This window comes from Enterococcus sp. GC34 (assembly GCF_040886645.1).
Classification (GTDB): Bacteria; Bacillota; Bacilli; order Lactobacillales; family Enterococcaceae; genus Enterococcus; species Enterococcus faecalis.
In genome coordinates this window covers 36,433-52,708 of record NZ_JBFOEF010000005.1, presented here as the reverse complement: position 1 = coordinate 52,708, position 16,276 = coordinate 36,433, and the positions used below count along the sequence as shown (strand labels likewise).

The window sequence follows — 16,276 nt, the reverse complement described above, 5'->3', positions numbered from 1 at the left end:
ACACTAATTAATTTACATGATACAGTGTATCATTAAAAAAATACACTAAAAACCCTTTCATGAAAAAAAATTCTGTTTCACATGAAACATTTTAAAAAAGCGCCTTTTTTCTATAAAAAACCCACCTTTTTATTCGTTTCTGTAAAAAGATTGAAACTCCTTGAAAAAAGGTTCTGTAGCCGATATAATGCAGAGAGGTTCAAGAATATATTAAAAGCGAGGAAAACAATTGATTACTGTTAATGATGTAAGTTTACAATTTCCAGATCGTAAACTTTTTGAAGAAGTGAATATTAAATTTACTCCTGGCAACTGTTACGGCTTAATCGGCGCAAACGGTGCAGGAAAATCAACGTTTCTTAAAATTTTATCAGGTGAGATTCAACCGACAACTGGCGTGGTTTCAATGGGTCCTAATGAGCGACTAGCAACGCTGAAACAAAATCACTTTGACTACGAAGACTACACTGTTTTAGAAACTGTAATTATGGGACATAAACGTCTTTACGAAGTAATGAAAGAAAAAGATGCTATCTATATGAAAGAAGATTTTTCAGATGAAGATGGGATTCGTGCCGCAGAACTAGAAGGCGAATTTGCTGAACTTGACGGTTGGGAAGCAGAACCTGAAGCAGCTGTTTTACTCCAAGGGCTAAACATTCCAGAAGAATTACATGATCAAAAAATGAGCGAATTAACAGCTGGTCAAAAAGTCAAAGTATTATTAGCTCAATCTCTTTTTGGTAAACCAGATGTCTTACTATTAGACGAGCCGACAAATGGTTTAGACACCCGCTCAATCAATTGGTTAGAAGAATTTTTAATCAACTTTGAAAATACCGTTATCGTGGTTTCCCATGACCGTCATTTCCTAAACAAAGTCTGCACTCACATGGCAGATTTAGACTTTAGTAAAATCAAACTTTACGTTGGTAACTATGATTTCTGGTTGGAATCAAGCCAACTAGCGACAAAATTGCAAGCACAATCTAATGCCAAAAAAGAAGAACAAATCAAAGAATTACAAGACTTTATCGCTCGTTTTAGCGCCAATGCCTCAAAATCAAAACAAGCAACGTCTCGTAAAAAAATGTTAGATAAAATTACCTTAGATGACATTCAACCTTCCTCTCGTCGTTATCCATTCGTTGGTTTTACACCAGAACGTGAAATCGGCAATGACTTATTACAAGTTGAAAATGTCTCTGTAACGATTGATGGCAAAAAAATCTTAGATAATATCTCGTTCAACTTAACAAAAGATGATAAAGTGGCATTCATCGCTGACTCAGATATTACAACGACTACGTTATTCAAAGTGATTATGGGCGAAATTACTCCCGATACAGGTTCTGTTCGTTGGGGCGTTACAACTAGCCAAGCTTATTTACCAAAAGACAACAGCAAAGACTTTGAAGAGCCATTAACTATTTTAGATTGGTTACGTCAATTTGCTGGTAAAGAAGAAGATGACAATACGTTCTTACGTAGTTTCTTAGGTCGGATGTTATTCTCTGGTGAAGAGGTACTAAAACCAGTCAATGTTCTTTCCGGAGGCGAAAAAGTGCGTGTCATGCTTTCAAAATTAATGCTTTCCAAAGCCAATGTCTTAGTTTTAGATGATCCAACGAACCACTTAGACTTAGAATCAATCACTGCGTTAAATGATGGGTTGATGGCTTTCACTGGTTCAATTCTTTTTGCTTCACATGACCACCAATTTATCCAAACATTAGCAAACCGAATTATTGCTGTTTCTGATAAAGGGGTCATTGATCGGGCAGAAACAACCTATGATGAATTCTTGGAAAACCCAGAAATTCAAAAACAAATGGACGTTTTATTCAGTTCAGACTATTAAAAAAATAGAGAAGTCATTAAAAAATGACTTCTCTATTTTTTATTTTCTTTTTTCACCAAAAGAAAACACAGCAATACAACCTATTCCAGTATGACTAGTAATGGTGGGTCCTAGAGGATAAATCAGTATCTCATTAACTTCTATTTCTTTTTCAATTAATTCTTTGACTTTTTCCGCGTCATCTTTCGTTCCTGCATATGCAATCAATAGTGTTTGTTTCATTGGCTCTACAATGCCTTGAATCGTTTCTTGCGCAATCTTTTGCAAGGACTTGTTTCGTCCACGAGTTTTACCAACGGATGCTAGTTTGCCTGCCGCATCCACGCGAATAATTGGTTTAATGTTCATTAAGCCACCAAGTGCAGCCGCTGTTTTAGAAATCCGTCCGCCACGTTCTAAATGTTTTAAATCATCTACCGTTACCCACGAGTGAAGTTTCATTTTTTGCTCTTCAAGATAGGCAACAACTTCTCCTAATGAATGACCATCTGTTTGTAATCGAATGGCTTCTCGGACTAGCATCCCTTGACCTAAGCTAGCTGCTTTTGTATCAATAATATGAATTTCTACATTATCGTACTCTTCTTTTAACATCTCTACTGATTGCAACGCACTTTGATAAGAGCCACTTAACCCAGATGAAAAAGCTAAATAAATTACCGGTAACCCTTGCTCCACAAAAGGACGGAAAAATTCATTGTAGCGTCCTACATTAACTTGAGAGGTAGTGGGCATACTTCCATTTTTAATGGCCGTTAAGAAGTTCTGATAATCAAACGTTTCGCCTAAATCATCGCGATATTCTTTCCCGTCAATTTGAATATTCATGCTAATAAAAGGTACTTGGTTTTCTTTTAAGTATGTATACGGCAAGTCACAACAAGAATCTGTCACTAATTGATAATTCACGGACAATTGCCCCCTTCATGTTTTCTTTTATTTTACCATAGTTTTTCATTTTTATATAAAATTAAAAAAGAACGTAAAGGCTGAACTGGCATAAGCCATCCTTTACGTTCCCTTAAAAATCTGCTTAAATTTGTGCCCAAACGCTTTCTAAAACGTTCGTTTGGTTACGGTCTGGACCTACAGAGAATGTTGAAATGCGCACACCAACTAATTCTGAAATCCGATGCACATAGTTACGAGCATTAGCTGGTAAATCGGCTAAAGTTTTGCAACCGGTGATATCTTCAGACCAACCTGGTAATTCTTCATAAACTGGTTTACAGCGGCTTAATTCTTTCAAGCTTGCTGGATAATGATAAATTAATTCACCATCAAGTTCATAAGCTGTACAAATTTTCACCGTTTCTAAACCACTTAACACGTCAATCGAGTTTAATGACAAGTTTGTAATCCCTGATACACGTTTTGAATGACGCATAACTACTGAATCAAACCAACCGACACGACGCGGACGTCCTGTTGTTGTTCCGTATTCTTTACCGACACGACGAATGGTTTCTCCTGTTTCATCAAATAATTCTGTTGGGAATGGGCCGTCACCAACACGTGAAGTGTACGCTTTGCAGACACCAACCACTTTATTAATTTTTGATGGACCAACGCCACTACCGATAGTTACGCCACCAGCTACTGGATTAGAGGAAGTAACAAATGGATAGGTTCCTTGATCGATATCCAACATGACACCTTGTGCCCCTTCAAATAAAACCCGTTTTCCAGCATCTAATGCATCATTTAAAATAACCGAAGTATCTGTAACATATTGTTTAATTTGTTGTCCGTATTCATAGTATTCTTCAAAAATATCATCAAATTCAATGGCTTCGCTATCAAACATTTTAACGAATTGACGATTTTTTTCTTCTAAGTTAATTTGCAAACGTTCCGCAAAAATTTCTTTATCCAATAAATCAGCGATACGGATTCCCACCCGTGCTGCTTTATCCATGTAGGCTGGGCCAATTCCTTTAATCGTTGTCCCAATCTTGTTTTCACCTTTCGCATCTTCTTGCAATTGATCCAATTTAATATGATACGGCAAGATGACATGGGCACGATCTGAAATACGTAAATTATCAGTGGCAACATTATTTTCTTTTAAATAAGCTAATTCTTTTACTAAAGATTTTGGATTCACAACTACGCCGTTACCAATTACACTAATTTTTTCTTTATAGAAAATCCCTGAAGGAATTAAATGTAATTTATACGTTACGCCGTCGAATTTAATGGTATGTCCGGCGTTATCTCCGCCTTGGTAACGAGCGATCACTTCTGCGTTTTCACTTAGAAAGTCTGTAATTTTTCCTTTACCTTCGTCGCCCCATTGCGTTCCAACAACTACTACTGATGACATTCGAACACCTCGTTCATAATTTTTTTGTCCTGAATCATTGTACCAGTAAAACCAGTCCCTTTCAAGGGTAAAAATCGAATATTCTTTCACAATCAAAAGCGTTTCTGTCAAAAATACGAACATTTTTAGTTATGTTTTTGTAAAACAATAAAATATACGAATATTGTTCGTGTTTTACTCTCTGATTTTAATCCCTTAATAAGCAAAAAAACGAACTCAAAAAATGAGTTCGTTTTTTAAAATTCTGTCCTCGGCGAAAGCGAAGAAAATTTATTATATTCTTTAATGAAAAGTAATTCGACCGTTCCACGCGCACCACTACGGTTTTTCTCAATGATGACTTCTACAACATTGTCAACTTCTGGTGGCTCATGATCGCCGTCTTCTCCTTCACCACGATCATAGTAATCATCACGATAAAGAAAGGCAACGATATCGGCATCTTGCTCAATGGAACCTGACTCACGAATATCACTTAACACAGGACGTTTATCTTGACGTTGTTCCACGCCACGAGAAAGCTGTGACAAAGCGATAACCGGGACTTTTAATTCTTTCGCTAATTTTTTTAATTGACGTGAAATATCAGAAACCTCCTGTTGGCGGTTCTCTTTTCCAGTTCCTTCAATCAATTGTAGGTAGTCGATCAAAATTAGACCTAAGTTGCCTTTTTCTTGTGCTAATTTACGACATTTCGCACGAATTTCGGTAATTTTAATCCCTGGTGTGTCATCAATATAGATATTCGCACGGGACAAACTACCCATCGCAATAATTAAGTTTTGCCATTCTTCTTCAGATAATTGCCCTGTTCTTAAATGGCTGGCCTCAATGGATCCTTCTGCACAAAGCATCCGGTTCACTAATGATTCTGCCCCCATTTCTAAACTAAAAATAGCGACAGCTTTATCTGTTTTGGTGCCGACATTTTGAGCAATATTTAATGCAAAAGCGGTTTTCCCTACCGCTGGACGGGCCGCTAAAATAATTAGCTCTTCCGCTTGCAAGCCGGCAGTCATTTTATCCAATGCTTGATAGCCTGTAGGTAAACCAGTAATCTCTTCATCATTTTGGTATAATTGGTCAATATTCGCAATAGTTGTATTTAGAACATCTGAAATTGATAAAAAGCCACTACGATTCCGCTTTTCGGAGACTTCTAAAATGCTTCGTTCTGCATCATCCAAAATAGATTCAACATCTTCACCTTGCTCAAAGCCTTTAGTTACAATCTCTGTAGCGGTTTGGATTAAGTTGCGCAACAACGATTTTTGTTCAACAATTTTTGCATAATAAATGACATTGGCAGCTGTCGGCACAGCTAAAGCTAAATCTGACAGATAACTTAGTCCACCAACATCTTCTAACAAATTCTCTTGTTCTAGGCGATCTTTGATTGTTACCACATCAATCGCTTCATTTCGGTCGCTCAAGGTCATCATCGTTTGGAAAATCAACTGATGACTACGACGATAGAAATCTTTAGGTTCCACATATTCCATCGCTTCTATTAGCACATCTGCATCTAAGAAAATAGAACCTAAAACGGCTTGTTCCGCTTCAATATTTTGTGGCGGTACCCTATCTTGCAATAATTCATTCATTTTGTTCTCTCCCACGATGTCTTACTTTCTGGTTCATTTAGTCTATCCATTTTAACACAATTTCATTAAAAAAAGTACATTTTTTCTCTGCTGATTTCTCTATTTTTAGTTCACTTTCCAATTTTAAAAAATATACAATTAATAAAAATATAATATTTTTATTAATTTAAAGTGTTGTGTATTTTATTTTTAAACATTATAAAAATAATTCTAGTAATTTATTTTACATAAAAAAGAAGCCGGAGAAATCGGCTTCTTTTTTATCGATTGTATTATTCCGCTACGACATGAACCTTAATTTTCGCTGTAACTTCATGATGTAGTTTGACTGGTACGTTAGTGTAACCTAGAGAACGAATTGGGTTGGCTAATTCGATTTTGCGTTTATCCAATTTTACATTGTATTGTTTGTTTAAGGCTTCTGCAATTTGTTTTGAAGGAATTGAGCCAAATAAACGGCTATCTTCTCCAGCTTTTGCCTTGATCTCTACAACAGTCTTTTCATCTTCTAAAAAGGCTTGCATTTCTTTTGCTTGTGCTAAAACTTCTGCTTCATGTTTTTCTTGGGCTTTCTTTTGACCCGCTAATGCACTCATGCTCCCTTTATTGGCTTCTTTCGCATAACCATTTTTAATTAAAAAGTTTTGGGCGTAACCAGTTGGCACTTCTTTTACGTCCCCTTTTTTTCCTTTTCCTTTAACGTCTTGTAAAAAAATGACTTTCATTTCCTTCACTCCTGTTCATACATTTCATTAATATTTTGACGAATTACATCAAGTAGTTGCTCTTTTACTTCTGCTACTGTTACGTTTGATAATTGTACTGCCGCATTAGTAAAGTGACCGCCACCACCTAAATTTTCCATAATAATTTGGACATTAATTGAACCATTACTCCGAGCACTAATGCCAATCTGTTGATCCGTCCGCTTGGTAATGACAAATGCTGCATTAATCCCTGCCATAGAAAGTAACGTGTCCGCTGTTTTGGCAGCTGTGACACTATCATATTCTTTGTCTTCACTCCCGGCAACAACGACGGTATCTTTTGTGACATATTCGCTTTTAGAGATTAAGTTGTTCATTTCCAGATAGCTTGTAAGATCAGAACTTAATAGATATTGTACTAAAGATGAGTCTGCTCCACAAGTTCGTAAATAACTAGCCACATCAAATGTTCGCGCCGTCGTTCGTGTATTGAAACTTTTCGTATCAACCACAATTCCCGCCAACATCATGGTTGCTTCAAAGGCCTGCAGTTTATTTGCGCTATTACTTTGGTATTCGATCAATTCTGTGACTAATTCTGAAGCAGAAGAGGCAGAAGATTCAATATAAGAAAGCAAGGGTTTTGCTGGAAATTCGTCTCCTCGTCGATGGTGATCAATGATTACTACTTTATCAAAACGCTCATAGAGCTCTTGTGAGATCGATAGAGACGGTTTATGGTAATCTACCATAACTAATAAGCTACTTTCTTTCTTGCGCTTCATGGCCTCTTTAGGACTAATAATGCGCTCTTCTAATTCTGGGTACTCTTTAATCGCCTCTAACACTCTTTTGACATCGGGAATGATTTCATTTTCGTCTAAAACAATCCACGCTTTTCGATTATTAAACGAAGCTAAACGAGCAACACCAAATGCTGAACCTAACGCATCCATATCTGGATAACGATGGCCCATAATATAGATGTCAGCAGATTCCGCAATAATTCCCTTAATTGCCATGCTCATTGCGCGAGAACGTACTTGGGAACGTTTCGTCGTTACTGCCGTTTTTCCACCAAAAAATAACGGCTTCGCTTCATCTTTGGCTTCTTTTACAACCACTTGATCGCCGCCACGTACTAAAGCTGTATCTAGGTTTGTTTGAGCCGTGGTCCCGGTTTGATCTAAGGTTGGCCCCCCATAAGCAATCCCCATGCTTAACGTAATGGCTACTTCATGGTTAGCTGATTCCTTACGGATCGTATCCAAAATAGAAAATTTTTCGTCCATCATTTTTTGAATATCTTCCCATTGGGCAATGAAAAAATAACGTTCTGCGTTGATTCGCTTATAAAAAACTTTGTATTGGTCCATCCAATCAGAAACCATCGTCGTAATGAAACTATTCAAATAAGAAATTTCTTTCTCATCCATTGTATCGGTGACATCATCATAATTATCGACAGACACAATGCCAATAGCCGTTTGCATTTCGACTTTTTCTTGATACAAATTACTTTCTTTAGTGATATCTTCAAAAGTAATTGTATGTTGTTCTTTATTGACGCTAAAGCGATAGGTATTTTCGTCAATCGTAAAAATATCTTGGTTTCGTTCTGCTAATTCTAAATAGGACGTCACTTGGCTAGCGGTTAACGTTAGCTGATTGTCTTTATTAAAAATAGAAGCAGCATAAGGATTAAGCCATTCTACCGCGCGTGTTTCCCCGTTATACGTAATAATCCCCACAGGTACTTCATTCACAACATAATCCAACGATTGTTCAGCAATGGAACTTGCTTCTTGAATCTTTTCTACGTTCGTAATTTCTACATCTCTAATCAACAGCCGAATAACCACTAAGAGAAAGATATCTAATGCGATAATTACCGCCAATAGCAGCCATTTATTTGTTAGTAAGAAATAGAGGAGAAATTCTACTAAGAGAAGACCCACAACAATTAAGAAACCGTTTTTTTGAATTCTCTTCTTTTGCATTTTTTTGCCTCCAATCTTTCTGCAGACCTTTGAGGCGACTTGTTCCAACGAGCGTATTGCTCTGGTGATTCACTAGTTATTTCATCCCTTATTTTATCACAAAACACTTCATTCTGCGAACCTTGTTATGTTTCACGTGAAACACTAGTCAAGATAAAAAAGAACCAAAGAGCAAGCTCTTTGGTTCTGGAAATTGTCATAAAATTATTGTTCGTCACTAACGAATGGTAATAATCCCATGATACGTGCGCGTTTAATAGCAATCGTTAATTTACGTTGGTTTTTAGCGCCAGTACCTGTAACACGACGTGGTAAAATTTTGCCACGTTCTGAAATGAATCGTTTTAACAATTCAGTATCTTTATAGTCGATGTATTCGATGTGGTTTGCTGCGATATAGTCGACTTTCCGACGTTTACGTCCGCCTCTTCTTTGTTGTGCCATTCTTGTTCCCTCCTATCAAATTCGTTTAGAATGGTAAATCATCATCTGAAATGTCGATAGATGAACCTGAGCCACCAAATGGATCAGAATCTTTATTGAAATCAGGCATACCGTTATTGTTTTGCGACTGAGAAGATGATGGATTGAAACTATTGTTGTTGTTATTAAATCCAGAACCGGCATTGTTATTACCAAAGCTACGATTTTGTGATTGATAACCATTTTCGTTGTTATTAAAGCTACCGCCGCCAGTTCCTCTTTGTTCTGAAGCAGAACGAGATTCTAACAATTGGAAGTTTTCACAAACCACTTCAGTTACGTAGACACGTTGACCTTGTTGGTTCTCGTAGTTACGAGTTTGAATTCTTCCGACAACACCTAATAATGTACCTTTACGGGCATAATTAGCCATTGTTTCTGCGGGTTTACGCCAAATCACACAGTTGATAAAGTCTGCTTCACGGTCACCATTTTGATTCGTAAAGTTACGGTTTACAGCAAGTGTAAAGGTCGCAACAGCTGAACCACTAGCGGTGTAACGTAAGTCAGGATCTTTTGTCAATCTTCCGACTAATACAACGTTATTAATCATTCAAAACATCTCCTTTCGTCAATAAATGTTTCATGTGAAACAAATTATGCTTCTACCTTCACGATCATATGACGGATAATATCGTCATTGATTTTTGCTAAACGATCAAACTCGTTGATTGCGCCAGCTGTTGATGGAGAAGTAACATTAACGATATGATAGATGCCTTCACGGAATCCGTTCATTTCATATGCTAAGCGGCGTTTTTCCCAATCTTTAGATTCGATAACTTCTGCTCCGTTATCTTTTAAGATTGTGTCGAAACGTTCTACTAAAGCAGTTTTTGCTTCTTCATCAATGTTCGGACGAATAATGTACATGATTTCGTACTTCGTATCTTGACTCATTGATTTTCACCTCCCTATGGACTTCAAGGCTCTTAGTTGGCTAAGAGCAAGGAGAACATACCTAAAAAGGTAGTTCACAATCTCTAATTATATGCTAATTGATGGACAAAAGCAAGAAATAGTTTTGAAAAGCCCCAATAAAAAAGTTTCGCCAACTGGCGAAACTTTTTTATGTTATTCTTCTGTTTCTGATGTTGTTTCGTTTTCTGTTGTTTCTACAACTTCAACGATTTCTTCTTCCACTTCTTCTGGTTCTACAACAGCCATTGTTACCACTTTGGCACCATCTTCCATTCTCATTAAACGAACCCCTAATGTTGCGCGTCCTGTTTGAGAAACAGAATCAACGTTAAAGCGGATAATGACGCCTTTGTTCGTAATCAATAAGATATCTTCATCCCCATTGACCGTGGTTAAACCAGCTAATGGACCATTTTTCTCAGTGATATTTGCTGTCTTAATCCCTTTACCGCCACGTCCTTTAACTGGATATTCAGAAGCTTTTGTACGCTTACCATAACCATTTTCAGTAATGACTAGGACTTCTTTATTTTCATCCAGAATCGCTGCGCCGACCACATAATCATTTTCGCGGAGACGGATTCCCCGAACGCCTGATGCTGTCCGGCCCATATCACGTACAGTATTTTCATCAAATGTGACAGAGTATCCTGCATGTGTTCCGATAATCATCTTCTGATTGCCATTAGTCGTTACTACGTTAACTAACTCATCATCTTCTTTTAAGCTAATGGCGATTAATCCATTACTACGGATATTAGAAAAGGCTGTTACGGCTGTCCGTTTGACGGTTCCTTTTAAGGTTGTGAAGAACAAGTATTTACCTGCTTCCGCTTTGCCCTCAACAGAAATAATCGCTTGAATTTTTTCTGCAGAATCAATTCCCAGTAAGTTAATCACTGGAATTCCTTTTGCTGTTCTACCGTATTCAGGGATTTCGTAACCTTTTGCTCGGTAAACTTTCCCAGTGTTCGTAAAGAATAATAACGTGTCGTGTGTTGAACAAGAAACTAAATTTTTCACGAAATCATCATCGTGAACGCCCATACCTTGGACACCACGTCCGCCACGGCGTTGCGCCCGGAATTCGGAGTTTGCCATCCGCTTAATGTAGCCGTTATTGGTTAACGTAATCACGACTTCTTCTTCTTCGATTAAATCTTCATCTTCAAGACTTAGGACTTCACCTACTAATAATTCTGTGCGTCGTGCATCACCAAATTTTGTGCGAACGTCATTTAACTCTGTTTTAATGATTTCAATGACGCGTTCTGGGCGGGCTAAAATGTCCTCTAAGTCCGCAATGAATTTCAATAGCTCTTGATATTCATTTTCAATTTTGTCGCGTTCTAAGCCTGTTAAACGGCGTAAACGCATATCTAAAATCGCTTGCGCTTGACGATCTGAAAATTCAAAGCGTTCAATTAACGTTGCTTTTGCTTCGTCATCTGATTGTGACCCACGGATAATGGCAATGATTTCATCGATATGATCTAAGGCAATTCGTAGACCTTCTAAAATATGCGCCCGTGCTTCTGCTTTGTTTTTGTCAAAAATCGTCCGGCGAGTAATGACTTCTTTTTGGTGCTCGACGTAGTTTTCTAAAATACGTTTCAAGCTTAAAATTTTCGGTACGCCTTTTTCGATGGCTAACATGTTAAAACCAAAAGATGTTTGTAAAGCAGTCATTTTGTACAAGTTGTTTAACACAACAGAGGCACTCACATCTCGACGAACATCGATGACAATCCGCATGCCTTCACGAGAAGATTCATCCCGCAAATCGGTAATTCCTTCAATTCGTTTATCTCTGTGTAATTCAGAAATTCGTTCGATTAATTTGGCTTTATTCACCATATAAGGCAATTCAGTTACTAAAATACGTTCTTTTCCATTCGGCATTTCAGTCAATTCAACTTTTGCACGAACTGTAATCGAACCTTTCCCCGTTTCATATGCTCGGCGAATCCCTGATTTCCCCATCACTAAACCGCCTGTTGGAAAATCTGGTCCAGGTAACACTTCCATCAATTCATTCGTCGTTACATCAGGATTGTCCATCAATAAACTTGTTGCATCAATCACTTCACTTAAATTGTGTGGTGGAATATTTGTTGCCATCCCCACCGCAATCCCCGTTGTTCCGTTAACTAGTAAGTTTGGAAAACGAGCAGGTAAAACTACTGGTTCTTGTTCTGAATCATCATAGTTTCCTTGGAAATCGACTGTATTTTTGTTAATATCTCGTAGCATTTCTAAAGCAATTTTACTCATACGTGCTTCGGTATAACGCATAGCGGCAGCGCCGTCACCATCGACAGAACCGAAGTTTCCGTGGCCGTCAACTAACATAGCCCGATAACTAAAAGGTTGTGCCATCCGCACCATTGATTCGTAAATCGCACTGTCCCCATGGGGGTGATATTTACCCATAACATCCCCAACAATCCGGGCTGATTTTTTGTGTGGTTTATCAGGGGTTACCCCTAATTCGTTCATTCCATATAAGATTCGGCGATGAACAGGTTTTAAACCGTCACGAACGTCAGGTAACGCGCGGGCTACGATAACACTCATTGCGTAGTCAATGAAAGATTCTTTCATTTCGCTGGTCAGATTGACGTCTTGAATGTTTTCTTTAATTTCTTCACTCATGAATTTTTTCCCCTCTAAATATATGTTCTAGCGTCTCTTACAACGTTGCGACACATTAAATATCCAAGTTTTTCACGTAATGGGCATTTTCTTCGATAAACGCACGACGTGGTTCCACACGATCGCCCATTAGCATTTCAAAAATTTGGTCAGCTTCAATGGCATCATCGACACTCACTCGCGCCATTAATCGTTTTTCTGGGTCCATTGTTGTTTCCCAAAGTTGGTGATCATCCATTTCACCCAAACCTTTGTAACGTTGAACACTTGGTTTTGGTGAAGCAGGTAATTCTTCTAACACTTTTGCTAGTTCCTCTTCAGCATGTTTGCCCGGTTGAACGTAGGTGATGTTTTTCCCTTGTTTCACACCATATAGTGGTGGTTGGGCAATATACACATAACCAGCTTCAACAATTGGACGCATGAAGCGATAGAACAAGGTTAATAACAACGTTCGAATATGCGCACCATCGACATCGGCATCGGTCATAATCACTAGTTTGTGATAACGTGCTTTAGAAACATCGAAATCTTCGCCGAAGCCTGTTCCCATAGCTGTAAATAATGACCGAATTTCTTCATTGGCTAAAATTTTATCCATGCTGGCTTTCTCGACATTCAAGATTTTCCCACGAATTGGTAAAATGGCTTGGAATTCACGGCTACGTCCTTGTTTTGCTGAACCGCCGGCCGAGTCTCCTTCGACGATAAATAATTCGCATTTTTCCGGATCTTTACTTGAGCAATCAGCCAGCTTCCCTGGCAAGTTGCTAATTTCTAACGCGCCTTTACGACGGGTGACTTCACGGGCTCTTTTAGCGGCTAAACGAGCTTTTGAAGCCAACATGCCTTTTTCGACAATTTGTTTGCCGACTGTTGGATTTTCCATTAAAAATTTTGTAAAGTATTCTGAGAATAGACGATCCGTAACGGTCCGTACTTCTGAGTTCCCTAATTTCGTTTTCGTTTGTCCTTCAAATTGAGGATCGGGATGTTTGATGGAAACCACTGCGGTTAAGCCTTCACGAACATCTTCCCCAGTTAATTTTTCATCGTTTTCTTTCATCAATTTTTGTTTACGTGCATAGTCATTAATCACACGTGTTAAAGAAGTTTTAAAACCAGATTCATGCGTTCCGCCTTCATAAGTATGAATATTGTTGGCAAAACTTAAAATATTTGAGTGGTAGCCATCTGTATACTGCATTGACACTTCCACTGTAATATCTTGTTGCTCTCCTTCAATGAAGATTGGCTCTGGGAAAATAACGTCTTTATTGGCATTTAAATGCTCAACATAACTCTTAATCCCGCCTTCATAGTGATACTCTTTTTTATCTTCTTGTCCTTCACGACGGTCTTCAATTGAAATGTGTAAGCCTCGATTTAAAAAGGCTAATTCACGAACCCGTGTTGCTAATTTATCAAAATCATAAACGGTTGTTTCTGTAAAAATTTCAGGATCTGGAATAAAGTGAACAGTGGTTCCGTGACGATCCGTTTCTTCGATAACTTTTAGGTCATCAACAACCGCACCACGACGATATTCTTGGTAGTACACTTTGCCATCTTTATAAACACGAACATCTAAACTGGTCGATAAAGCATTAACAACAGAGGAACCAACACCGTGCAAGCCACCTGATACTTTATAGCCGCCACCGCCAAATTTCCCGCCGGCATGTAGCACTGTAAACACTGTTTCCACAGCTGGGCGACCTGTTTTGGCTTGAATCCCGACTGGAATTCCACGACCATCATCGATAACAGTAATACTATCGTCTGGTTCGATAATTACTTGAATTGATTTAGCAAATCCTGCTAAGGCTTCGTCGATAGAGTTGTCAACGATTTCCCATACTAAGTGGTGTAACCCTTCGCCACTAGTAGAACCTATGTACATACCAGGACGTTTCCGGACAGCTTCTAAGCCCTCCAAAACTTGAATCTGACTAGCGTCATATTCTTGCGCACGTTCTCTCATGTTTTTTTCTTCTTCTGTCATGTCGCTGAATTCCTTTCTATCTTGCCTTGTTGAACATAAAAAATATCTGGTTCAACTGTTAGCTTGTCTTTTATGTGATCTAAACTAGTTGTCGTTAAGAACGTTTGAACTTTGCCTTCAATCGTTTCTAACAAGTGAATTTGACGTTCATTATCTAATTCACTCATGACATCATCTAGTAATAACACAGGATATTCTCCTGTTTCTGAATGCATCAAATCAATCTCTGCCAATTTAATACTTAAAGCTGTCGTTCGTTGTTGGCCTTGTGAGCCATACGTTTGAACATTTTGACCATTGACAATAAATAGCAAATCGTCACGATGAGGGCCTAAAAAAGTATTCGCTTTAAACAATTCACGCTTACGATTGTTCATTAATTGTTGGAGCAATTGATTTTGAAGTGCTTCTAAGGAAAGATCCGTGTTGTCAATTGGGATGCTTGATGCGTAGTCAATGGTGAGCGTTTCGCGTCCATGACTAATTTTTTGATGGAGTAAGTTTGCCCAGTGTTCTAATTTTTTAAGAAAACCTAACCGAGCGTATAGAACTTTCCCGCCAAATTCAGCTAGCTGTTCTGTCAAAATATCCAGATAAACAGTATCTGTTTGTTTCTTTTCAGCTAGTTGTTTTAGGTATTGGTTCCGTTGCTTTAAAACAGACTGATATTGGACAAGATCATAAAGATAAATAGGACTCACTTGTCCGAGTTCCATGTCAATAAATTTCCGGCGGACTTGAGGTGAGCCTTTCACCAAAGATAAATCTTCTGGGGCAAATAAAATAACATTCAATTGCCCAATGTACGCACTGAGCCTTTTTTGCTCAATGTGGTTAACCTTTGTTTTACGTCCTTTGTTGGAAATTAAAATTTCCAACGGCACGGTGCCTGTTTTTTTTTCAACCACGCCACTAATTTTAGCTGCTGCTTGTTCCCAGCCAATTAATTCTTTTTCATTGCTGGTTCGATGACTTCGTGTCATTGCTAGAACATAAATGCTTTCTAACAAGTTGGTTTTTCCTTGGGCGTTTTCGCCTAAAAAAAGATTTAACGTTTTTGGAAAATCTAAGCTGACTGTTTCATAATTACGATAATGCTGAAGTGTCAGCTCATTCAGCCGCATCGTCGGACTCGTTTCCGTTTTTCACCATAAAAAAAGTACCTTCTTCAGGTATCTCAATCATCATGCCCGCATAAAGTTTCCGTCCGCGACGATTTTCCAACTCGCCATCAACAAACACGCTATTGTCTGCCAAATACCATTTGGCTTGGCCGCCACTACCAATGACGTTGATTTCTTTAAGAAACTGACCAAGCGTTATATACTCAGTTGCTAAAACAAACGTTTTTTTCAATGTGCATCCCTCTTTTTTCTAATACGTTCTCATATATATTATACCCTTTTTCATAAGAGAAAACAAATTTATCTGTCTAATTTTCATTCTAAGCAATTTTAATTCTAAATGACCGAAAATATTATTAGGATAAAAAAACTCTTAAAAAGCATTTTAAAACGGAAATTGATATTTTCTTGAGAAAAAAGGGGCCTGATTTGGCAGAAATGACGAGTATCGTTTAACTAAAAAACAATTAGGGGTAACTCAAAGACAAACGAAGAGGGCGCGCAATGAAGAAAAGTAGCTTGTAGAGGTCTGAGCGTCGTTTTAAGCAACGTAAACTTCTTTCACTAGTAAATATTCATAAAAAAATGAA

13 protein-coding genes are annotated in these 16,276 nt (G+C 38.1%); 1 reads left to right on the top strand and 12 read right to left on the bottom strand.

Going from position 1 to position 16,276, the window contains the following annotated elements:
• The first annotated feature begins 229 nt into the window (after positions 1 to 229).
• Positions 230 to 1,861, top strand: coding sequence for an ABC-F family ATP-binding cassette domain-containing protein (locus tag AB3I72_RS06235; protein WP_002359215.1), 1,632 nt, complete (start codon positions 230 to 232; stop codon positions 1,859 to 1,861).
• A gap of 39 nt (positions 1,862 to 1,900) precedes the next feature.
• Here AB3I72_RS06235 and AB3I72_RS06230 read toward each other — a convergent pair whose 3' ends face one another.
• From AB3I72_RS06230 to yaaA, 12 genes are all read right to left on the bottom strand, one after another.
• A complete protein-coding gene (locus AB3I72_RS06230) occupies positions 1,901 to 2,770 on the bottom strand; it encodes a DegV family protein (protein WP_002359214.1) in 870 nt (289 codons plus the stop codon).
• A 124-nt stretch (positions 2,771 to 2,894) separates the two neighbouring features.
• Positions 2,895 to 4,187: an adenylosuccinate synthase gene (locus tag AB3I72_RS06225; RefSeq protein ID WP_002359213.1), complete on the bottom strand. Its 1,293-nt coding sequence runs from the start codon at positions 4,185 to 4,187 to the stop codon at positions 2,895 to 2,897.
• Positions 4,188 to 4,423: 236 nt separating this feature from the next.
• Positions 4,424 to 5,791, bottom strand: coding sequence for a replicative DNA helicase (dnaB, locus tag AB3I72_RS06220; protein ID WP_002381331.1), 1,368 nt, complete (start codon positions 5,789 to 5,791; stop codon positions 4,424 to 4,426).
• Positions 5,792 to 6,063: 272 nt separating this feature from the next.
• Positions 6,064 to 6,516, bottom strand: a complete 453-nt coding sequence (gene rplI / locus AB3I72_RS06215) for a 50S ribosomal protein L9 (protein ID WP_002356023.1) — start codon at positions 6,514 to 6,516, stop codon at positions 6,064 to 6,066.
• A gap of 5 nt (positions 6,517 to 6,521) precedes the next feature.
• On the bottom strand, positions 6,522 to 8,546 hold the full coding sequence (locus tag AB3I72_RS06210; RefSeq protein ID WP_002363542.1) for a DHH family phosphoesterase: 2,025 nt from the start codon (positions 8,544 to 8,546) through the stop codon (positions 6,522 to 6,524).
• 156 nt (positions 8,547 to 8,702) lie between these two features.
• Positions 8,703 to 8,942 (bottom strand): 30S ribosomal protein S18, encoded by a 240-nt coding sequence (gene rpsR, locus AB3I72_RS06205; RefSeq protein WP_002356021.1) that lies wholly within the window; start codon positions 8,940 to 8,942, stop codon positions 8,703 to 8,705.
• A gap of 25 nt (positions 8,943 to 8,967) precedes the next feature.
• The gene (ssb, locus tag AB3I72_RS06200; RefSeq protein ID WP_368023711.1) at positions 8,968 to 9,534 is read right to left on the bottom strand and encodes a single-stranded DNA-binding protein; all 567 of its coding nucleotides are present in this window, start codon (positions 9,532 to 9,534) and stop codon (positions 8,968 to 8,970) included.
• 44 nt (positions 9,535 to 9,578) lie between these two features.
• Positions 9,579 to 9,881: a 30S ribosomal protein S6 gene (gene rpsF, locus AB3I72_RS06195; RefSeq protein ID WP_002356019.1), complete on the bottom strand. Its 303-nt coding sequence runs from the start codon at positions 9,879 to 9,881 to the stop codon at positions 9,579 to 9,581.
• 174 nt (positions 9,882 to 10,055) lie between these two features.
• Positions 10,056 to 12,557: a DNA gyrase subunit A gene (gene gyrA, locus AB3I72_RS06190; protein WP_002361457.1), complete on the bottom strand. Its 2,502-nt coding sequence runs from the start codon at positions 12,555 to 12,557 to the stop codon at positions 10,056 to 10,058.
• 55 nt (positions 12,558 to 12,612) lie between these two features.
• A complete protein-coding gene (gene gyrB, locus AB3I72_RS06185) occupies positions 12,613 to 14,562 on the bottom strand; it encodes a DNA topoisomerase (ATP-hydrolyzing) subunit B (RefSeq protein ID WP_002359210.1) in 1,950 nt (649 codons plus the stop codon).
• Entirely contained in the window at positions 14,559 to 15,686 is a 1,128-nt protein-coding gene (gene recF, locus AB3I72_RS06180) for a DNA replication/repair protein RecF (protein WP_002356016.1), read from the bottom strand. Before recF ends, gyrB begins: the two co-directional genes overlap by 4 nt.
• A complete protein-coding gene (gene yaaA, locus AB3I72_RS06175) occupies positions 15,673 to 15,918 on the bottom strand; it encodes a S4 domain-containing protein YaaA (protein WP_002356015.1) in 246 nt (81 codons plus the stop codon). Before yaaA ends, recF begins: the two co-directional genes overlap by 14 nt.
• Positions 15,919 to 16,276: the final 358 nt, after the last annotated feature.